At 73.6% G+C, this 20,339-nt stretch carries 15 protein-coding genes and 1 pseudogene; 3 read left to right on the top strand and 13 right to left on the bottom strand.

Annotation, left to right across the window (positions count from 1 at the left end; all coding sequences use genetic code 11):
• Window positions 1-77: 77 nt before the first annotated feature.
• Window positions 78-985 (bottom strand): annotated as a pseudogene (locus ACFZAU_RS17160) (SDR family NAD(P)-dependent oxidoreductase).
• A 186-nt stretch (window positions 986-1,171) separates the two neighbouring features.
• On the opposite strand from ACFZAU_RS17160, the gene ACFZAU_RS17155 reads away from it, so the two are divergent.
• A complete protein-coding gene (locus ACFZAU_RS17155; RefSeq protein ID WP_500552804.1) occupies window positions 1,172-2,083 on the top strand; it encodes an AraC family transcriptional regulator in 912 nt (303 codons plus the stop codon).
• Between the two features lie 82 nt (window positions 2,084-2,165).
• On the opposite strand, the gene ACFZAU_RS17150 is transcribed toward ACFZAU_RS17155, so the two are convergent.
• The 11 genes from ACFZAU_RS17150 to ACFZAU_RS17100 form a co-directional block, all read right to left on the bottom strand.
• On the bottom strand, window positions 2,166-3,500 hold the full coding sequence (locus ACFZAU_RS17150; RefSeq protein WP_500552803.1) for an ABC transporter substrate-binding protein: 1,335 nt from the start codon (window positions 3,498-3,500) through the stop codon (window positions 2,166-2,168).
• Window positions 3,497-5,119 carry a glycoside hydrolase family 43 protein gene (locus ACFZAU_RS17145; protein ID WP_500552802.1) on the bottom strand — a complete coding sequence of 541 codons (1,623 nt, stop codon included), beginning with the start codon at window positions 5,117-5,119 and terminating at the stop codon, window positions 3,497-3,499. Before ACFZAU_RS17145 ends, ACFZAU_RS17150 begins: the two co-directional genes overlap by 4 nt.
• A gap of 2 nt (window positions 5,120-5,121) precedes the next feature.
• Entirely contained in the window at window positions 5,122-5,964 is an 843-nt protein-coding gene (locus ACFZAU_RS17140) for a DUF6807 domain-containing protein (RefSeq protein WP_500552801.1), read from the bottom strand.
• A complete protein-coding gene (locus tag ACFZAU_RS17135; RefSeq protein WP_500552800.1) occupies window positions 5,961-7,145 on the bottom strand; it encodes a Gfo/Idh/MocA family protein in 1,185 nt (394 codons plus the stop codon). Before ACFZAU_RS17135 ends, ACFZAU_RS17140 begins: the two co-directional genes overlap by 4 nt.
• 48 nt (window positions 7,146-7,193) lie before the next feature.
• The gene (locus ACFZAU_RS17130) at window positions 7,194-8,120 is read right to left on the bottom strand and encodes a carbohydrate ABC transporter permease (RefSeq protein WP_499606175.1); all 927 of its coding nucleotides are present in this window, start codon (window positions 8,118-8,120) and stop codon (window positions 7,194-7,196) included.
• The gene (locus tag ACFZAU_RS17125; RefSeq protein WP_500552799.1) at window positions 8,117-9,043 is read right to left on the bottom strand and encodes a carbohydrate ABC transporter permease; all 927 of its coding nucleotides are present in this window, start codon (window positions 9,041-9,043) and stop codon (window positions 8,117-8,119) included. The genes ACFZAU_RS17130 and ACFZAU_RS17125 overlap by 4 nt, the downstream gene beginning before the upstream one ends.
• A gap of 108 nt (window positions 9,044-9,151) precedes the next feature.
• Window positions 9,152-10,876, bottom strand: a complete 1,725-nt coding sequence (gene araD / locus ACFZAU_RS17120) for an L-arabinonate dehydratase (RefSeq protein WP_500552798.1) — start codon at window positions 10,874-10,876, stop codon at window positions 9,152-9,154.
• 24 nt (window positions 10,877-10,900) lie between these two features.
• Window positions 10,901-11,803, bottom strand: a complete 903-nt coding sequence (locus tag ACFZAU_RS17115; protein WP_500552797.1) for a dihydrodipicolinate synthase family protein — start codon at window positions 11,801-11,803, stop codon at window positions 10,901-10,903.
• Window positions 11,804-11,895: 92 nt separating this feature from the next.
• Entirely contained in the window at window positions 11,896-12,564 is a 669-nt protein-coding gene (locus tag ACFZAU_RS17110; protein WP_500552796.1) for a GntR family transcriptional regulator, read from the bottom strand.
• Window positions 12,565-14,060: 1,496 nt separating this feature from the next.
• On the bottom strand, window positions 14,061-15,257 hold the full coding sequence (locus ACFZAU_RS17105) for a hypothetical protein (RefSeq protein WP_500552795.1): 1,197 nt from the start codon (window positions 15,255-15,257) through the stop codon (window positions 14,061-14,063).
• 41 nt (window positions 15,258-15,298) lie between these two features.
• Window positions 15,299-16,234: a 5-dehydro-4-deoxyglucarate dehydratase gene (locus tag ACFZAU_RS17100; RefSeq protein WP_499606168.1), complete on the bottom strand. Its 936-nt coding sequence runs from the start codon at window positions 16,232-16,234 to the stop codon at window positions 15,299-15,301.
• Between the two features lie 209 nt (window positions 16,235-16,443).
• Here ACFZAU_RS17100 and ACFZAU_RS17095 point away from each other — a divergent pair, with 209 nt between their 5' ends.
• Together ACFZAU_RS17095 and ACFZAU_RS17090 are read left to right on the top strand one after the other, a co-directional pair.
• A complete protein-coding gene (locus ACFZAU_RS17095) occupies window positions 16,444-17,253 on the top strand; it encodes an NAD-dependent epimerase/dehydratase family protein (RefSeq protein ID WP_500552794.1) in 810 nt (269 codons plus the stop codon).
• A 276-nt stretch (window positions 17,254-17,529) separates the two neighbouring features.
• The gene (locus ACFZAU_RS17090; RefSeq protein ID WP_500552837.1) at window positions 17,530-18,726 is read left to right on the top strand and encodes a TerD family protein; all 1,197 of its coding nucleotides are present in this window, start codon (window positions 17,530-17,532) and stop codon (window positions 18,724-18,726) included.
• 68 nt (window positions 18,727-18,794) lie between these two features.
• Here the strand turns inward: ACFZAU_RS17090 and ACFZAU_RS17085 are convergent, their stop codons facing one another.
• Window positions 18,795-20,261: an alkaline phosphatase PhoX gene (locus ACFZAU_RS17085; RefSeq protein ID WP_500552793.1), complete on the bottom strand. Its 1,467-nt coding sequence runs from the start codon at window positions 20,259-20,261 to the stop codon at window positions 18,795-18,797.
• Between the last annotated feature and the right edge of the window lie 78 nt (window positions 20,262-20,339).

Raw genomic sequence — 20,339 nt, 5'->3', positions numbered from 1 at the left:
CCGCGCCCGGTCAGGACGAGCGGAGCGGGACCGCGCCCCGTCCGGGGCGGGCGCGGCCGCAGGGGACGTCCCCGGTCTCACCTCCGCAGGGCGCACTGCGCGCGGTCCCAGAGCCGGTCCGCGGCGAGCGGGTGCACGGCGTGGGGGGCGACGCCGGCGGGGCGCTCCTCGTTCGCCTCGAGGACCGGGGCCTCCTGATTGTGCTCGAAGTAGCGCCCGGTGACCCCGTCGAGCAGCGGGGAGGCCGCGAGCAGCACCGATGTCGAGGCGCCCTGCTCGACGGTCTTGTGGTAGGGCTGCGGGATGACGGCGCCGTCCTCGTCCGTCACGCCCATCGCCCGCATGGTGGCGTCGTCGATGTGGCGCTGGAGGTTGGTGCTGAGGATCCATCCCGGGTTGAGCGCGTTCGCCGTGATGCCGTCGGCGGCCCACCGGCGGGCGGCGCCGACCGTGAACAGGACGTCGGCGGTCTTGGACTGCGCGTACGCCGTCCAGGGGTCGTAGGGACGGCGCTCGAAGTGCGGGTCCTCGAAGTCGAACGCGGCGCTCTTGTGCGCTCCGGAGCTGACGACGACCAGGCGCGCCGAGCCGGCCGCCCGCAGTTCGGGGTGGAGCGCCGTGGCGAGGGCGAAGTGGCCGAGGTGGTTGACGGCGAGCTGCAGCTCCCATCCCCGGTCGCTGACCTGGCGGGTGGGGAGGGCCATGACCCCGGCGTTGGCGACGAGGATGTCGAGCGGGCCGCTCCACTCGCGGGCGAAGCGCGCGACGGAGTCGAGGTCGGCCAGGTCGAGGGGGCGTACGTCGACCGAGCCGGCCGGGACGGTGGCCTCGAGCCCGCGGAGGGCGGGCGCCGCGGCGGCGGGGTCGCGCGTGGCGATGGTGACGTCCGCGCCGGCCGCGGCCAGGACCCGGACCGTTTCGAGGCCGATGCGGAGGCGCCGCCGGTGACGAGGGCGCGCCGGCCGGTGAGGTCGACCCCGCTGATGACCTCGGAGGCCGTGGCGTGGAAGGGGAAGGGGGTCTGCAGGAGGGGGTGGTCGAGCACGGTGACCTTCTCTGAAAGGGGAGGAACGGCTGGTACTCGATCCAGGCTAGGAAGGGCGTCGCGTATCCTCCATAACGAAAACTCCGGAAAACTTCATCCATCGTCCAGCCACCCCAGGAGGCTCCCATGGATCCGCTCGAGGACGTGCTGGCCCTGCTGGAGACCAGGGCCCATCTCTCGACGGGCCTCGTGGCGGGCGGCGAGTGGGCTGTGCGCTTCGGGGCCCCGTCCGGGGTGAAGTTCAACTCGGTCCGGCACGGCCGGTGCCTGCTGGAGGTCGAGGGGACGGACCGGCCGGTGGAGCTGGCCGCGGGCGACTGCTTCCTGCTGACCCGGGCCCGGCCGTTCGTGCTGCGCAGCGGCCCTGGCGTGGCCGCGGTCGACGCGGCGCCGGTGTTCGCGGCGGCGGAGGGCGGCTTCGCCAGGCTCGGCCGGGGGGACGACGTCCTGCTCGTCGGCGGCCGCTTCTCCTTCGGCGACCGCGCGCGGGCCCTGCTGCTGGACGCGCTGCCGCCGGTCATCCACCTGCCCGCGGAGACCGCGCAGGCCGAGACCGTGCGCTGGGCGCTGGAACAGATCGGTCAGGAACTGCTGGGACGGCCCGTGGCCGCCACGCTCGTGGCGGAGCACCTGGCCGTCGTCATGCTGGTCCACGTGCTGCGCCTGCACCTGGCGCGCGAGGCGCACGGCGCGTCGGGCTGGCCGGCGGGCCTGGCCGACTCCGTCGTGGCGCCCGCCCTGGCGGCGCTGCACAGCGCCCCGGCGCACGGCTGGACGGTCGCCGAACTCGCCCGCGCCAGCGGGGTGTCCCGGTCCACGCTCGCCGCGCGGTTCAAGCGGACCGTGGGCTGCCCGCCGCTGGACTACCTCAGGCGGTGGCGCATCGAACTCGCCTCGCAGCGGCTGCGCACGGGCACCGACACCCTGGCCGTCATCGCCCGCGCGGTCGGCTACGGCTCGGAGAGCGCGCTCAGCACGGCCTTCAAGGAGGTGACGGGGAGTTCGCCCCGTGAGTACCGCAGCGGCCCCGCGGCCTGACGGTCGGATCGGGGACGGCGGCGGCGCACGGCGCGGTGTGGGCGCCGTGCGCCGCCGGACGTGCCGTTCCCGGGCGCGCGGGTCAGGAGTTGTGCTTCTTCCAGTCCGCCTGGGCGGCGTTGAGCTTCCCGGCGAAGGCGTCCAGGAAGTCCTTGGCGCTCAGCCGGCCGAGGACGACCTTCTGGAACTCCGGTTCGCTGTCGGCCTTGCTGAGGGTGTTCCAGTCCGGCAGGTAGTACGGCAGCTGGACGATCCTGGTGTCGGGGTCGGTGAGCGCGTCGATGGCGGTCTTGGTGGCACCGGCGGAGGCGATCCAGTCGTCGTCCTGCGCCTCGGTGTTGGACGGGACGGCCCCGGCCGACTCGTTCCACAGGCTGTTGGCCTCCGCGGAGGCGGCGAACTCGATGAACTTCCAGGCCGCCTCCTTGTTCCCGGAGCTCTTGAACAGGCCGAGCCCGTCCACCGGGTTGGAGACCGTGGTGCGCACCCCCGACGCGTCGACCGGCATGGCCACGCCCGCGAACTTGTCCTTGCCGAGGGCGTCCAGGTGGTTCTGGTAGGAGCCCAGGTTGTGCTGGAGGATGCCGATCTTCCCGTTGTCGAACTCGGCGACCATCTTGGTGAAGTCGTTGTTGAGGTCGGCTTCCGGCGTGGTCTTCTTGTAGAGCGCGACGTACTTCTCCAGCGCGGCCACGTTCTTCGGGTCGTTGACGGTGGTCGAGTCGCCGTTCCAGAAGCTGTCGATGCCCGACTGCCCGTACATCATGTCCAGCGCCTGGGCGATCGAGCCGGCGCCGCCGCGGAAGGTGAAGCCGAACTCGTTCTTCTTCCGGTCGGTCAGCTTTCCGGTCGCCGTGAAGAAGGCGTCCCAGGTGGTGGGCGCGGGCACGCCCGCGGCCTCGAAGAGGTCCGTGCGGTACCACAGGACGCCCATGTTCGCGGAGGTCGGCACCGAGAACAGCTCCTCGCCGCCGCCCGCCACCTGCACGCTCTCGACCAGATCGGGGTCGAACCTGCCCTTGAGGGAGCTGTCGTCGATGCGGTCGGTCACCGGGTCCAGGGCGCCCTGCGCCACCAGGCTCGCGAGCATCGCGGTGCCCACGCCGCCCACGTCGGGCAGGCCCTTGCCGCCCGCTATGGCGGTGTCGTACTTGGACTGCACGTCGGCGGCGGCGACCCCGACGTACTTCACCTTGACGTCCGGGTTCTTCTTCTCGAAGCGCGAGATGATCTCCTTCCACACCTCGGTGCGGACACCGCCGTTGTTGTCCCAGAAGGTGACGGTGCCCTTGCCGCTGCCCTCGCTGCCCGAGCCGCCCTTGCCGTCCGTGCCGCAGGCGGACGCGGTCAGCGCCAGTGCGGAGACGGCCGCGACGGCGGCGGCGAGGCGCGCTCCGCGACCCATCGGTGCTCTCATGGTGACTCTCCTGTCGGGGTGTGTGCGGGTGGTGGGGACGTACGGGGCGGCCGGGGATCCGGCGCGGGTTCCGGGGCGGACGGGCCGGCCGTGATCCGGAAGTGGGTGAAGTCCGCAGTCCCGGCGGGGCCGGTGGGACCGCCGCGGCCGGTGGGCGCCGTGGCGAAGAGCCCGAGCTGGGCACCCACCCAGCGCCACGGCGTCGCGGCGAACACCGGGCCCGAGGGGCGCGGGCCGTCACCGGTGTCCGCGGCGAAACGGCAGCGGGCGCCCGAGGTCACCTCGACGCGCAGCGACGCGCGGCCCTCCGGTGCCGGACGGGCGTACGCCGCGTCGCGCTCGGCCCCGGCGGCGGACTCGGCGAAGCGGTGCACCAGGTGGACGCCGCCCGCCGACCGCTCCAGGCCGATCCAGCAGAAGGCGTCGCCGACGACGGCCAGACCGGCCCTCGCGCCCTCGGCGCCCGCGTCCAGCGCGAGGTCGACGGTGACGGTGAAGGACTCGGCGGGCAGCCGCTGCACCAGGACGTTGGGCAGCCGCCGCAGGTCGTGGGCGTCGGCGGTGCGCACGCAGGTCAGGCGGAGAGCGTCGGCGCCGTGCGCGGTGGTCCAGCCGAGCCGTGGGGCCGCCGTCCAGGACCACTGCCGGCCGAACCGGCCGCCGGGGAAGTCGTCGTCGGTGGCCGGGGCCTCGGGCGGCTGAGGCCCGGCGGCCCGCGGCTTGGCGTGGCGGGCGACGGGTTCGCCCGCGTCACCCGCCAGGGGCCAGCCGTCCGCCGTCCAGCGCAGCGGCTGCAGGTGCACCACGCGCCCGTACGCGCCGCGCTGCTGGAAGTGCAGGAACCAGTCCTCGCCCCGCGCGGTGCGCACCCAGGCGCCCTGGTGCGGCCCGTTGACCGCGGTGCGCCCCTGTTCGAGCACGACGGCCGCCTCGTAGGGGCCGAAGAAGTCGCGGGCGCGGAACGCGCCCTGCCAGCCGGTCCCCACCCCGCCGGCCGGCGCGAGGATCCAGTACCAGCCGTCGTGGCGGTGGAGCTTGGGGCCCTCGATGGTGAACCAGCCCGGGATGCGGTCGCCGTCCACGACCACCCGGCCCTCGTCGAGCAGTTCCCGGCCGTCCGCGCTCATCCGGTGCCCGGTGAGCCGGTTCTTCACCCCGGAACGGGACCTGGCCCAGGCGTGCATGAGGTAGGCGGTGCCGTCCTCGTCCCAGAGCGGGCAGGGGTCGATCAGGCCCTTGCCGGCCTTCAGCAGGTGCGGGCGGGTCCACGGGCCGCGCGGATCGGGCGCGTTGACCTGGAACAGCCCGGCGTCGGGGTCGCCCCAGAAGATCCAGAAGCGGCCGTCGTGGTGCCGCAGCGACGGCGCCCACACCCCGCAGTCGTGCCGCGGCGCGCCGGCCGCCGCCCCCGGTGCGGGGCGGTCCAGCGCGTGCCCGATGATCCGCCAGTTGACGAGGTCGCGGGAGTGCAGGAGGGGCAGTCCGGGCACCCGGCCGAAGCTGGAGGCCGTGAGGTAGTGGTCGTCGCCGACGGAGATGACGTCGGGGTCGGACCAGTCGGCGTGGAGCACCGGGTTGCGGTAGGTGCCGTCGCCGAGGTCGGCGGTCCAGGGGCGCATCGTCAGCCGCCCCCCTCGACGAGGCCGCGGGCGAGCGCGCCGGCCTCCGCGGTGCCGAGCCGCCCGTCGGCGACGGCGGTGGCGATCCGCCGGCTCACGGTGCCGCCCGCGGGGACGGGCAGCCGCCGGTCCCACGCGAGGGAGGAGCCGACGCCCGGGTACTCGGCGGTGCGCACGAACCAGGGGTCGCGGCGGGTCACGGCGGTCATCCCGGCGAAGACGAGCGTCCAGTCCTCGCCGGACAGCGCCAGCCAGCCGGCCGCCCGGCCGTGCACGGCCTCCTCGCCCTCCGCCTCGGCGGTGAACACCCGCGCGCGCTCCGGGCCGGCGGGCGCGCGCCAGAAGAAGCCGCCGTAACCGGCGCCGGGGCGGCCGTTGGTGGCGGGGCTGCCGATGGTCAGCTCCCGGTCGCCGGGATTGGTGAGCGCGAAGGTGACGTCGAGCGCCCAGCGGTCCTCGCCGAGCGCGCGGGCCGTGACCGTCCGGTGCTCGCGGAGCAGTTCGCGCTCCCCGTGGCGCCAGGACAGCTCCTCGGTGAAGCCGTCCGGGCCGCTGCGGAGCAGTCCCCGGTGCTCCTGGACCCCGTGGTCGTCGAGTTCCGTCGGGCCGCGGCCACGGACGAAGGTACGGCCGCCCCAGAAATTGTGTCCGCCGACGTCCGGGACGGCGACGCTCACCCCGAGGTGGTGGAGGTGGTCGGCGGGCATGAACGCGGTGACGGGCACCCCGGCCAGGGTCGTCAGCGGGTGCAGGTACGGGCGCGGGGAGAGCCGCCCGGGCAGCTCGGGGCGGTGGACGTACCGTCCCACGGGGCGTCCGGCGGCGTGCAGGGTCGTGGTCGTCATCGCGGCACCGTCCCGCCGGCGGCGGCCCAGGGGGCGCCCAGCTCGGAGAAGAGGGCGAGGCGCTCGGCGCCGGCGGTGACCACCGCGTCGATCCCGGTGACGACCCGCCTGCCGGACCGTTCGCCGGGTTCGGTGCGCCAGGCGTCCTCGGGCAGCGGCACCGGTTCCGGTGCCGTGCGCACGGCCTCGACGACCTTCATGAAGGCGCCCGTCGCGCGCGGCGGCACGAGCAGTTCCGCGCCGTGCCGCACGTGCGCGAGGAGGTTCTCCAGCAGGTCCGTGCGCCCGTAGCGCCGCTCCCGCGGGCCGTGCCCGGCGCGTTGCAGCAGGACGCGGTCCTGCTTGTACCAGAGGGTCACCCGGCCGCGGTCGCCGTGGACGACCACGTACGGCTCGCTGTTCCGCTCGGCGCACAGGGTGGCGGTGACCGTGACGACCGTGCCCCGCGCGGTGCGCAGCCGCAGCGCGGAGGTGTCGTCGGCCTCGATGGCGTTGGCCCGGAAGAGCTCGAGCTCGATCGCCCCGACGTCCTCGGCGCGGTCGCTGCCGTCCAGGGCGAGCGCGGTGGCCACGGCGTGGGCGAGCGGGTTGGTGAGCACCCCGTCGACGACGTCCGTGCCGCCGGTCCTGCGCCGCCCCGACCAGGCGGCCCGGTGGAAGTAGTGCTCCTCGCGCACCCAGTTGCCGGCCGCGCCGATGCCGCGCACCTCACCGATCGCACCGTCGGCGACGAGCGCCCGTACGGCGGCCAGGGCGTGCGAGCCCAGTGACTGGAAGCCGATCTGGCAGGCGCTTCCACTCGCCTCCGTCCCGGCGACCAGCCGCTCGTAGGCGGCGTAGGAGGGCGCGGGCGGCTTCTCCAGCAGCACATGGGCGCCCTGCGCGGCCGCGGCCAGCGCCAGGTCGGTGTGCGTGTGGATGGGGGTGCAGACGATGGCGATCCGGGCGCCGGTCCGCGCGGTCAGCTCGCCGAGGTCGGTGCCGTGGACGGCCCCGGGGAACCCGGCCGGCTCGCCCGCCGCCGGCGGCACGGTGTCGCAGACCCCGGCGAGCCGTACCAGGCCGGCGGCCGACAGCCGCCGCAGGTTCGCCAGGTGCCAGGCGCCGTGGCCGCGGAACCCGGCCAGGACGACGGGCACCGGCACCGCGCCGCCGGGGGGCGCTGGGGATGGATCACGCACGTTCGGACCTCCTCGTCCACGGGGGAACCGCGGGTGACCGGCCGGGCCTCAGCCCTTGACGGCACCCGCGCTGAAGCCGGTGACCAGCCACTTCTGGATGAACGCGAAGACGATGACGACGGGCACGGCGGCCACGACGCCGCCCGCGGCGAGCGTCCCGAGCTCGACGCTCTCGCCGGAGCCGATGGTGTAGCTGAGGCCGACGGGGATCGTGTACTTCTCCTGCGTGCTGAGGAACATCAGCGAGAAGAGGAAGTGGTTCCAGCTGTGCACGAAGGCGAAGGAGCCCACCGCGATCAGCCCCGGGCGCAGCAGCGGCAGCACCACCGCGCAGAAGGCGCGGATCCTGCCGCAGCCGTCGACCCAGGCGGCCTCCTCCAGCGACACGGGCACGTTCTTGATGAAGCCGCTGATGAGGATGATCGACAGGGGCAGCTGGAAGACCGTCTCGGCGACGATGACGCTCCACAGCGAGTCGATCATGCGCAGTTCGCTGAAGATCTGGAACAGCGGCACCAGCATCAGCGCGCCCGGGATGAACTGCGAGCACAGCAGGGCCAGCAGGAAGGCGCGCTTGGCGCGGAAGTCGAAGCGGGCCAGCGCGTAGCCGCCGAGCAGGGCGATCACGGTGGTCATCAGGAGCGTGGCGATGCCGATGAGCAGGCTGTTCTTGAAGAACACGGCGAAGCCGAGGTCGTTCCACACCTTCGAGAAGTGCGCCGTGGTGGCCGGCCACGGCACCAGTGAGGTGGACCCCGAGGGGCGCAGCGCGAACAGCAGCATCCAGTAGAAGGGGACGAGCGTGAACAGCAGGTACAGGCCCAGCGGCAGGTAGATCTGCCAGCGGGGCGCGCCCGCGGTGAGCGCCCGGCGTCCGCGGCGCGGCCCGGTGCCGCCACCGCCGCCGTCGGGCCGCGCGGCGGGGGCCACGCGGGGCAGGGGGACGCCGTTGGTCTCCGGCACGGTGGTGGTCATGCCCGGTCGCCCCCGAACTTGCTGAGCCGCAGGTAGACGATGGAGCAGAACAGGAGGATCACGAAGGCGACCGTGGTGAGCGCGGACGCGTAGCCGAAGTCGTGGCCGTCGATGCCGGTGTTGGCGACGTACAGCGGCAGCGTGGTCGTCGACCCGGCGGGACCGCCGCCGGTGAGCGTGTAGAGCAGGTCGACGTTGTTGAACTCCCACACCCCGCGCAGCAGCGTGGACAGCACGATGGCGTCCCGCAGGTGGGGCAGCGTGATGTGGCGGAACCGCCGGAGGCGGCCCGCGCCGTCGACCGCGGCCGCCTCGTACAGCTCGTCCGGGATCGACTGCAGGTCGGCGAGGATGAGGATGGCGAAGAACGGTACGCCGCGCCACAGTTCGGCCAGGACGGCGGCCGGGAAGACGGTGGCGGGGTCGGACAGCACCGAGGTGCCGTACTCGCCGATGCCGGCGTCCGCGAGGTAGCGGCTGATGCCGGTGGCGGGGTTGTACAGCAGCATCCAGATCGTGGTGGTCAGCACGCCGGAGACGGCCCACGGCGAGAAGACCAGGGCGCGCGAGAGGCCGCGCCCGACGAAGGTCTGGTTGACGACCAGGGCCAGCGCCAGCCCGAGGGCGAGCTGCAGTCCCACCTCCGCGGCGACCCACTTGAGGCTGAAGAGCAGGCTCTGCCAGAACAGCGGGTCGTCGAAGAGGATCCGGCGGAAGTTGCCGAGGCCGGCGAAGCCGTTCCGCCAGGGCTTGGTGACGTTGTGGTCCCGGAGGCTGTAGTAGAGGACGCTCACCATCGGGTAGGCGATGAAGCCCAGCATCAGCAGCACGGCGGGGGCGATCAGCAGGTACGGGGTGCGCCGGGCCGCGCCGGACGGCCGGCGCCGCGGGGGCCGGGGTGGTTTCGCCACGGCTGTGGCCATGACCGGTACTCCTTCGTACGGGTACGGGGAAAGCGCTTGCCGAGTGGTGCGGGGCCGCCACGGGCGCGGTGGCGGTGAGGGCAGTGCGGGGTGGTGCGCGGCGGGGCGTCAGCCCGCGTAGGGCTCCGGCACTTCTCCGGGCCGGGCCAGGAAGCGGAAGTCGCAGCCGGAGTCGGCCTGGGTGATCTGGTCCTGGTACAGCGCGCCGTACCCGCGTCCGTAGCGGGGCGGCGGCGCCTGCCACTGCGCGCGGCGGCGTTCGAGTTCGGCGTCGTCGACCTCCAGGCGCAGGGTGCGCGCGTGGACGTCCAGGGTGATCGGGTCCCCGGTGCGGACGAGGGCGAGCGGGCCGCCCACGTGCGACTCGGGCGCCACGTGCAGCACGCACGCGCCGTAACTCGTGCCGCTCATCCGGGCGTCGGAGATCCGCACCATGTCCCGCACCCCCTTCTTCAGGAGGTGGCCGGGCAGCGGCAGCATCCCGTACTCGGGCATGCCCGGTCCGCCGAGCGGGCCTGAGCCCCGCAGCACGAGGACGCTGTCCTCGGTGATGCCGAGCCCCGGGTCGTCGATGGTGCGCTGCAGCGTCCGGTAGTCGTCGAACACCACGGCCGGACCGGTGTGCTTGAGCAGGTGCGGCTCCGCGGCGATGTGCTTGATGACCGCGCCGTCCGGGCACAGGTTGCCGCGCAGGACGGCGACGCCGCCCTCGGCCGCGAGCGGGTTCTCCAGCGGGCGGATCACGTCGTCGTCGTGGACGAGCGCCCCGGCCAGCTGCTCGCGCAGGGTCGCGTGCGCGACGGTGGGCCGGTCGAGGTGGAGGACGCCCGCGTCCCGCAGCCGGGTCAGGAACCCGGGGAGGCCGCCCGCGAAGTGGAAGTCCTCCATCAGGTACCGCCCGCCAGGGCGGAGGTTCGCCAGCACCGGCACCGTGCGGGCGACGCGGTCGAAGTCGTCCAGCGTCAGCGGCACACCGCTGCGGCCCGCCATCGCGATCAGGTGGATCACGGCGTTGGTCGAACCGCCGAGCGCGAGCACCGTCGCCACCGCGTCCTCGTACGCCTCCCGGGTCAGGATCGCCGAGGGGCGCAGGTCCTCCCGCACCATGCCGACGATCCGCCTCCCGGAGGCCGCCGCCATGCGGTCGTGCCCGGAGTCGACGGCGGGGATCGACGAGGCGCCGGGCATCGTCATCCCCAGCGCCTCCGCCGCGGCGGTCAGCGTGGAGGCGGTGCCCATGGTCATGCAGTGACCGGGCGAACGGGCCAGCCCGCTCTCCAGTTCGGCCATCTCGCAGTCGCCGATGAGCCCGGCCCGCTTGTCGTCCCAGTACTTCCACATGTCCGTGCCCGAACCCAGCACCTCGGTGCGCCAGTGCCCGGGCAGCATGGGCCCGGCCGGCACGAACACCGCCGGCAGGCCGGCGCTCGCGGCCCCCATGAGCAGCGCGGGCGTGGACTTGTCGCAGCCGCCCATCAGGACCGCCCCGTCCACGGGATAGGAACGCAGCAGCTCCTCGGTCTCCATCGCGAGCAGGTTGCGGTAGAGCATGGGCGTCGGCTTCTGGAACGTCTCCGACAGCGTCGCGACGGGGAACTCCAGGGGGAAGCCGCCCGCCTGCCACACCCCGCGCTTGACCGCCTGGGCCCGGTCGCGCAGGTGCACGTGGCAGGGGTTGATGTCGCTCCAGGTGTTGAGGACCGCGATCACCGGCTTGCCCAGGTGCTCCTCGGGCAGGTAGCCCAGCTGCCGGGTGCGGGCCCGGTGGCTGAACGAGCGCAGGCCCTCCGTCCCGTACCACTGGTGGCTGCGGAGCTCTTCCGGCTTCTCCATGGCGGCCCTCCGTCCCCTCCCGGCTCACACGTCCCAGCCGGCGACGAGCGCGGCCACCCGCTCTCGCCGGTCCACGCTCAGCGCCCGGCTGGGCGGGCGCACCTCGCGGCGGCACAGCCCCAGCGCCGCGAGCGCCTCCTTCACCACCGACACGTTGTCGGCGGAACCCTGCTCGGCCCGGAGTTCCTCGAACTCCCTGATCTGCTCCCACACCTTCATCGCCGCCGCGTAGTCGCCGTCGCGCAGCGCGCGCAGCATCTCCAGCGACACCCGGGGCGCGACGTTGACCAGGCCCGAGGTGAAGCCGGTCGCGCCGACCGCCCAGTACGCGGGGGCGTACAGCTCGGCGAGGCCCGCGACCCACGTGAAGCGGTCCAGCCCCGCGTCCCGCGCCACCGCCGCGAAACGGGCGGCGTCGGGCACCGCGTACTTCACCCCGATGACGTTCGGGCACAGCTCGCCGAGGCGTGCGATCAGTCCGCCGCCCAGCGCCGGGTTGCGGACGTACGGCACGACCCCGGTCTCCGGGACGGCCTCCGCGATCGCGCGGTGGTAGTCCACCCAGCCCTCCGGCGACACGTACGGGTGGACCGGCTGGTGCACCATCACCATCCGCGCCCCGGCGTCCCGCGCGTGCCGCGCGGCGGCCACCGCGGTCGGCACGTCGTGGCCGACGCCCACCACGACCTGGGTGCCCGGGTCCGCCTCCGCCATCGTCAGCTCGACGACCAGCCGCCGCTCGGCCGGGTCGAGGGCGTAGAACTCCCCGGTGTTGCCGTTCGGCGTCACCGTCCGCACCCCGCTGTCGAGCAGCCGGCGCAGCAACGCCCGGTACGCGGCGCGCTCCACGCCCCCGTCCGCGCCGAACGGGGTCACCGGGATCGCCACCACGTCGGCGAGCGCCGACGACTGCTCTGCGAATGACATGCGGTTGCCCTTCAACTCGGGTGACTGCGGGGTCGGGACGCGGCGGAAGCGTACGCGCGGGGGGCCGTCCCCTCACCCCCGCGCGCCCGCGGCTAACGGGCCGGCCCGTCGTCGTCGCCACCGGGGAACGCCCGGGCCACGAAGCTCGCGATGTGGTCGTGGAGCAGCCGCGCCGCGCCGTCCGCGTCCCCGTCCACGGCCAGCGCCAGGATCTCCCGGTGCTCGCGGGCCTCCTGCTCCCACGACGGCGTCTCCTGCCAGACCACCGCGGAGACCAGGGCCGCCTGGTCCCGTACGTCGTCCAGCATCCGCGCCAGCAGGGGGTTGCCGCACGGCGTGTACAGCGCCCGGTGGAACTCCCGGTTGGCGAGCGACCGGTCGGCCCGGTCCGCCGCCTCGTCGGCCCGCGACAGCGCGTCCCGCGCGGCGTCCAGCGGGGCGCGGTGCGTGACCGTACGGCGCAGGGCCTCCGGCTCCAGCAGCAGCCGCACGTCGTACACCTGACGCGCCATCTCCGCGTCCACGGTCCGCACGGTCACGCCCTTGTACTGGCTCATCACGACCAGCCCGGTCCCCGCGAGCGTCTTCAGCGCCTCCCGCACAGGCGTCTTCGACACCCCGAACTGCGCGGCCAGCTCGGCCTCCACGAGTGCCTGACCGGGCTTCAGGCGCCCGGTCAGGATCCCGTGCTTGATCGTTTCCAGCACGACCTGGGTACGGGACGGAATCGGCGTCGGCGCGGCGCCGGCGAGCAGGTCCATGGGGGCTCTTTCGGGTCTCGCGTATGGCGTCTCATATATGACGTACGAAGTACGACGCGACGAAGGTAGGGCTGGGGGCGGGGTTCGTCAATGGGTCGCGCCGGGGGCGCCTGCACCGGGTTGTGGTTGTGTGCGGGTTGTTTGTGGCTGGGGTTGCGGTTTCTCCCCACCCTCCCGCCCTCCCCCAGCCTTCGGCCGGGGGGACCCCCATCCGGCGCGATTGGTGCGGGCCCGCGCTGTGTTGTGGTGGGGTCGGCGCCGCGCCGGCGCACTCCCCCAACCTTCGGCCGGGGGGACCCCCAGAACGCTCGCGGTTTACCGCCACATCCTCGGGCGCCGGGTCCGCCGCTCGTCGTTTCCGGGCGCACCCCGACACACCCCCTCCGGCCGGTTGGCGCGCACATTGGCCGGCGGGGGTCAGAAGGCAATCCGGGGCGCCCCGAACCGCCCTGTGCCCCCTCACGACCCCGCGATTCCAGCCCGGATCGCTCAGTTCAGGGTTCGCCCCTCGTTCCCAGCCTTCGGCGAGGCGGAGCACCCCGACACGTCCCCTCCTCCTGTGTGGGCGCACGACGGGAGGTGAGTGTGGGGCGGCGGTCCGGGGTTGTCGCCCCTGTCTACTTTGGGCACCCGCACGGCCGGTGGTCGCGCGCCAATGTGAAGGCCTCCCTACCCCCTCCTCTGGACTGGGCGACTGACGCCAACGTCATGCCGCGCAGGGTCGGCCGCTCTTCCCCTTGATCCGCGCACCTGGCCGAAAGCTGGAGAAGACGGGCGGCAGTCCCGGTGCTGAATGGTGCGGTTTCGAGCGGCGGGGCTGTGGGGGTCAGAGGGCGGTTCCGGGTACCCCCGCACGCCTATCTGACCCCCGACCGGCCGTTGTGCGCCCATACGAGAGGAGGGGGTGTGGCGGGGTGCTCCCCCTGGCCGAAGGCTGGGGAAGACGGGCGGCGGACCCGGTGCCGAACGATGCGGGCTGGACCCGTGGGGCCGTGGGGGTCAGAGAGCGGTCCGGGGCAACCCCGGGCTACCTCCACACCCCCCACCGGCCGTTGTGCGCCCATACGACGGGAGGGGGTGTGTCGGGGTGCTCCCCCTGGCCGGAGACTGAGGAAGACGAGCGGCATACGCGGTGCCGAATGATGCGGGCTTGCACCGTGGGGCCGTGGGGGTCAGAGGGCGGTTCGGGGTGCCCTGGGCTGCCCTCGTACCCCTCACCGGCCGTTGTGCGCCCATACCGGCCGGAGGGGGTGTGTCGGGGTGCGCCCGGAAACGACGAGCGGCGGACCCGGTGCCGAATGATGTAGGGGTAAACCGCGAGCGTTGAGGACGTGCGCCGGCGCGGCGCCGACCCCACCACAACGTGCGCGGGCCCGCACCAATCGCGCCGGGCAATCGGGCGGGAGGGCGGGGGAGAAACCGCAACAGCAACCACAGCGGCGCCGCACACAGTAACGGGCCGCAACCACAATCACCCGGCGCAGGAGGTGCAAGCCTCAGCCCGCGCCCGCCAAAAACGCACGCACCGCCGCCAGATCACCCGCGGACGCGAGCCCCGCGTGGTAGAGCCGCAACTCCGTCGCCCCCGCCGCGGCGGCCCGCGCCGCGTCCTCGACCAGCGTGCCGGGGCTGCCCCCCATCCCGGCGACCACGGGGAAGTTGGCCGCCAGCACGGACCCGGCCCCCACACCCGCACCGGCGAGCCGCGCGCAGGCCGCGACCAGGTCCACCCCGGGCAGCACGAGCCCGTCCGCGTGCCCCAGGACGTACCCCGGGTCGACACCCACATTGGCCCCGCAGCGATGCGCGTTCGGGTCCGCGTGCAGCAGTACCCGGAACCCCGGTGCCGCGGCCGCTGCCGCGGCCGCCCGTACCGCCTCCACCGCCGCCCGCTGCAACTCCCGCGCGACGGGGCCCCGCCACGCCATGGTGAGCCCCGCGAGGTCCGCCCCGAGCAGCTTCTCGACGTCGGCCCACTCGTCGGCCCCGGGGGTCCACTCCCCCGCCCAGACCGGCGCCAGGGCGCCCCGCACGGCCGCCCGCAGCGCGTCCGGGTCCGCGCCGAGCCCGGCGTACCCCGCCTCGCACGCGGCGCAGAAGCACAGGGACATCAGGTACTGCGCGGCCCCGGGCAGCGGGACCCCGCCGACCTTGTCGTGGGCGTGCAGGTGCGCGAAGCCGTACCAGCCGCAGGACTCCAGTTCCGTGCCGCCCGTCCCGGTCCCCGGCCGCACCGCGGCCTCCGCCGCCAGGTCGACGAGGTACTCGCGCACCTCCGGCTGGGCGATGCACGGCGCCCAGGGGTAGCGGTCGCCGTAGGCGTTGCGCACGCTCACCCGGGGGTGCTCGTCCCCGAGGCGGGAGTTGTGGGCGAGCACGACCCAGGAGTGCACGTCCAGTCCGGCCGCCTGAAGGGCCCGGGCGGCCTCGCCGTAGGCGTCCTCGGCGCCCGCCCAGTCCTGGGTGTACGGCCGCAGGGCGCGTCCCGCCCAGCGGCGCTCGCCGGGCGGGTAGAGCACGGCTGCGTGGCGCGCGGTGACGACGCGGTGCCCGGGGTGGCGGGGGGTCAGCGCCCGCGTGGAGTGGTAGGCGGAGGCGAGGGTGACCTGCTGGACGCCGAGGCCGGCTATGCGGTCCGCCGCCTCCGGGTCGCCGATGACGTCCCACGGGTAGACGAAGGTGGAGGCTCTCAACGCGGCTCCTGGTGAAGGGGGTTGACGCGGGTCACGGTACGTCAGTCCTCGCCGAGCAGGGCGAGGCCGCGGTCGATGAGTTCGGCGAGTTCCTTGATGTGCGCGGGTGAGGGCTCGGACAGCGGCGGGCGCACCTCGCCGGCGTCGAGCCCGCGCAGCCGGACACCGGCCTTGACCAGGGAGACGGCGTAGCCGCGGCCCTGCTGGCGCAGTTCCACCAGGGGCCGGTAGAAGCCGTCGAGGAGGGCGTTGACGGTGGCGTCGTCGCCGCCGGTCAGGGCGCGGTGGAAGGCGAGGGCGATCTCGGGCGCGAAGCAGAAGACGGCGGAGGAGTAGAGGGTGACGCCGATGCCGCGGTAGGCGAGGCCGGTGAGTTCGGCGGTGGGGAGGCCGTTGAAGTAGCGGAAGTCGCGGTCGGGGACGGTACTGCGGACGGCGCTGATGATGCGCTGCATCAGGTCGAGGTCGCCGACGCCGTCCTTGAGGCCGATGACGCGCGGGATGCGGGCGAGTTCGGCGACGGTCGCGGGGGTGAGGACGGCGTTGTCGCGCTGGTAGACGATGACATCGAGGGAGGTGCCCGCGGCGAGCGCCGCGTAGTGCCGCAGCAGTCCGGCCTGGTCGGCGACGACGAGGTACGGGGGCATGGCGAGCAGTCCGTCGGCGCCCGCGTCCTCGGCGAGACGCGCGAACTGCAGGGCCAGGGCCGTGCCGTAGCCGGCGCCGGCGACGACGGGGACGCGACCCGCGGACTCCTCGACGGCCGCGCCGACGCAGGCGCGGAACTCCTCCGGCGTCAGCGCGTGGAACTCGCCGGTGCCGCAGCACGCGAAGACCGCTCCGGCCCCGGCCTCGATCCCGCGGCGCACGTGCGCGCGGAAGACCTCCAGGTCGACGGCGCCGTCCGGGCCGAAGGGCGTCACGGGGAAGAACAGCAGGCCGTCGAGGCGCGCGGACAGTGAGGCGGCATCGGTCATCGGGTTCTCCCTGAGGACTGGCGTCTGTGCGCTCATCTGATCGATGTCCATATTCATGAACGCGTTCACGCTAAAGCAGCACAGGAGGAAGGGTCAAGGAAGACAGCCGCAGGTGGTGGAGTCTTGACGCTTCGACAAGCGCTCTTTAGCGTGTCCATGAATATGAATAACGTCCATGAACGTGGACGTTCGATCGAGGAGACCCGCGCATGCCCGCTCCCCGCACCGTCCTGCTGACCGGCGCCGCAGGCGGCCTGGGCACCCTGATGCGCGAGCTGCTGCCGGCTCACGGCTACGAGCTGCGCCTCCTCGACATGCTGCCCGTCGAGGGCGCGCCCGACGCGATCACCGCGGACCTGGCCGACCGCGCCGCCCTGCGCGAGGCCGTGCGCGGGGTCGACGCGATCATCCACCTCGCGGGCATCTCCCTGGAAGCCCCCTTCGAGAAGATCCTGCGCGCCAACGTCGAGGGCACGTACAACCTCTACGAGGCCGCCCGCGAGGAGGGCGTGCCGCGGATCGTCTTCGCCTCCAGCAACCACGCCGTCGGCTTCACCCCGCGCCCGGTCGGAAACGACCCGCTGATCCCGGTCGACACCCCGCGGCGCCCCGACACCTTCTACGGCCTGTCCAAGGGCTTCGGCGAGGACCTGGCCCAGCTCTACTGGGACCTGCACGGCCTGGAGACCGTCTCCGTCCGCATCGGCTCCTGCTTCCGGGAGCCGACGTCCGTGCGCATGCTGTCGGTCTGGATGAGCCCCGAGGACGGCGCACGGCTCTTCCACGCCGCCCTCACCGCCGAGGGCGTCGGGCACACCGTCGTCTACGGCAGCAGCGCCAACACCCGGCTGTGGTGGGACCTGTCCTCCGCGCGGGCGCTGGGCTACGAGCCGCAGGACGACTCCGAGCCCTTCGCTGCGAAGCTCGTCGCCGAGCAGGGCGAACTCGACCCGGCGAACCCCGACCACGCCCACCTCGGCGGCCACTTCACCACGCACCCGCCCATCTGGCCGCACTGACCGGGGCCGCCCCCAGTGGATCCGCGCGGTGACGTGGGCGGCGCCCGGGGAGGAGCCGGTGCGCGAGCGCGAGGTTCCCGCCCGCGTTGCCGGCCGGCACGGCCACCCGGCCGAACCGCTCCGCCACGACATCGCGCACCCCGGCCGCCTCCGCTTTCGTCGGCCAGGCCCGCCGGGACCGCCACCCGCCGACCACCGCGATGCGTGACACGTGAAAAGCCCGTTCGGTAATGGAACCGTAAACCCGTAACGATCGTTAAGCGGAACATGACCGCAATGACACCCGGCTCGAACATCCCGCTCTCCGCGGCGCGCGTGACAGTGGAGGTATCCGCGCCCGTGCGGCTGGACGTCTCGGGCCTCCTGATCGCCGCCGACGGCAAGGTGCGATCCGACGACGACTTCGTCTTCTACAACCAGCCCGCGGGGCCGGGTGTGACCTACCGGTCCGGTGGCGGCACCTCCCCCGACGCCATCACGGTCGACACCGCGGCCGTGCCCGCCGGCATCGAGAAGATCGTCGTGACGGCGAGCCCCGACGCGCCCGGGGCCACCTTCGCCGGCACCGAGCCGACGGCGACGCTGCGGGACGCCGACAGCGGCACCGTCCTCGCCACCTTCACCCCGTCCGGGCTGAGCAGCGAGACCGCGCTCGTGGTGGTGGAGGTCTACCGCCGCTCCGGCGCCTGGAAGGCCCGCGCGGTCGGCCAGGGGTACGCGAACGGTCTTGCGGGCATCGCCACCGACTTCGGCGTCTCCGTCGACGAGCCCGCGGCCGCCGCGCCGCAGGCACCCCAGGCACCGCCCATGGCTCCCCCGCCGCCCGCCCCGGCGGCGGCCGCCGTGACGCCGCCCCCCGCGCCCCCGGCCCCGCCCGCCCCGCCGGCCGGCACGGGCAAGATCAACCTGGACAAGGGCCGCGTCAACCTCCAGAAGCACCAGACGGTCTCCCTGGTCAAGGGCGGCAAGCCGCTGATGGCCTCGGTCCGCATGGGCCTGGGCTGGGAGCCCGCCTACCGCGGCAAGGACATCGACCTGGACGCCTCGGTCATCGCGTACGGGCCGCAGCGCAACCACATCGAGTCCTGCTACTTCGGCCGGCTCACGATCCTCAACGGCGCGGTCCAGCACTCCGGCGACAACCTCACCGGCGAGGGCGCGGGCGACGACGAGGTCATCACCGTCCATCTCGGCGGGCTGCCGCCCGAGGTCACGGGGCTGGTCTTCACCGTGAACTCCTTCTCCGGCCAGAAGTTCAACCAGGTGGCCAAGGCCTACTGCCGGCTGATGGACGGCACGACGGGCGAGGAGCTGGTGCGCTTCGACCTCACCGGCGCCGAGCCGCGCACGGGCGTGATGATGGCCAAGTTCATCCGCCAGTTCTCCGGCGAGTGGGAGATGACGGCGATGGGCGACTTCGTCGACTCCCGCACCGTCAAGGGCATGGTCAAGCCCGCCGCGCAGGCGCTCTGAGCGACGCGGTCGCGCCCGGTGGTCCGTGCGGGGCACGGACCACCGGGCGCGGGTGACGCGGTCGGGTCTCAGCAGGCTCCGCCGTGGCCCTGGCGGCGCCAGGGGCCGGTGACGGCCAGCATGATGCCCGGGTCCTGGATGTTGGCGAACAGCGTCCTGCCGTCGGGCGAGAAGGTCACCCCGGTGAACTCGCTGTACTCCGGCTCCTCCGCGGTGCCGATGTTGAGCTCGTTGCGGGCGATCGGGTAGGTACGGCCGTCGCCGAGCGCGCCGAACAGGTGCTGCACGCCCTCGCCGTCCTCGGCGATGACCAGGCCGCCGTAGGGCGAGACGGTGATGTTGTCCGGGCCGTCGAAGGCGCCGTCGGCCGACGGGTCGGGGTTGACGCCCAGCAGGACCTTGAGGGTCAGGGTGCGGCGCTTGGGGTCGTAGAACCACACGGCACCGTCGTGGGACGCGCCCGGGCTCTCCTCGCGGGCGTAGGAGGAGACGACGTACACGCCGCCGTCGCCCCACCACATGCCCTCCAGCTTGCGGGCCCGGGTGACCTCACCGGCCGCGAACTGCTTGCGGACGGAGGTCGTCTTCGCGTCGCGGTCCGGGACGTCCACCCAGTCCACGCCGTAGACCACGCCGATCTTCGTGGCGCGGGACAGGTCGTCCACCAACCTGCCGCCCGAGTCGTAGCACTTGAAGGCCTGCAGCACGCCCGCGTCCTCGGGCAGCGCGCGCAGCCTGCCGCGGCCGTGGTGGAAGCCGGCCGGCGGGGTCCAGCGGAAGAACAGGCCGTTGGGGTTGGAGGCGTCCTCGGTGAGGAAGAGGTGGCCGCGCTTGGGGTCGACGACGACCGCCTCGTGCGCGTAGCGGCCCAGGGCCTTGATCGGCTTGGGGTCGCGGTTGGCCCTGCGGTCGTACGGGTCGACCTCGAAGACGTAGCCGTGGTCCTTCAGGAAGCCGTTCTTGCCGGCCTTGTCCTCGGTCTCCTCGCAGGTCAGCCAGGTGCCCCAAGGAGTGCGGCCGCCCGCGCAGTTGGTGGCGGTGCCGGCCACGCCGACCCACTCCACGACGTGGCCGCCGTGCTGGGCGACCTCGACGATGGTCACGCCGCCCGCCGCGCCGGAGTCGTAGACCAGGCCCTCGGTCAGCGGGACCGGGTGCGGCCAGTCGGCGCGGGCGCCGGCCAGCTCGTGGTTGTTGGCGAGCAGCGTGGCACCGCGCAGGCCCTCGAAGGTGGCGGTGCCGTCGTGGTTGGAGGGGGTCGACTCGCCGGACTCCAGCTTGGTGACGCCGGTCCGGGTGATGACCCGGTAGGAGAAGCCCTTGGGCAGGGCGAGGATGCCCTTGGGGTCCGGCACCAGCTCGCCGTAGCCCAGCCCGCCGTGGTGCCGGGAGGCGCCGGCCTCGGCGGCGGTGGCCGGTGCCTCGGCGGCGAGGGCGCCGGGTGCGGTCGCGAGGACGTCGACGGTTCCGGCCAGCGCGACTCCTGCGCCGGTGATCGCCGTGCGCTTGGCGAAGTCTCTGCGGGTGAGAGGCATCGTTCTCTCCTGAGGCCACAAGGTCGGTGCTCTGCCGCAGCCACGCTCCCGTCCCGCGGCGAACGGGAGTTGAACTGA

It is taken from the genome of Streptomyces sp. NPDC008238, assembly GCF_042956445.1.
Taxonomy (GTDB): domain Bacteria; phylum Actinomycetota; class Actinomycetes; order Streptomycetales; family Streptomycetaceae; genus Actinacidiphila.
This window is presented reverse-complemented; position numbering and strand designations above follow the sequence as displayed.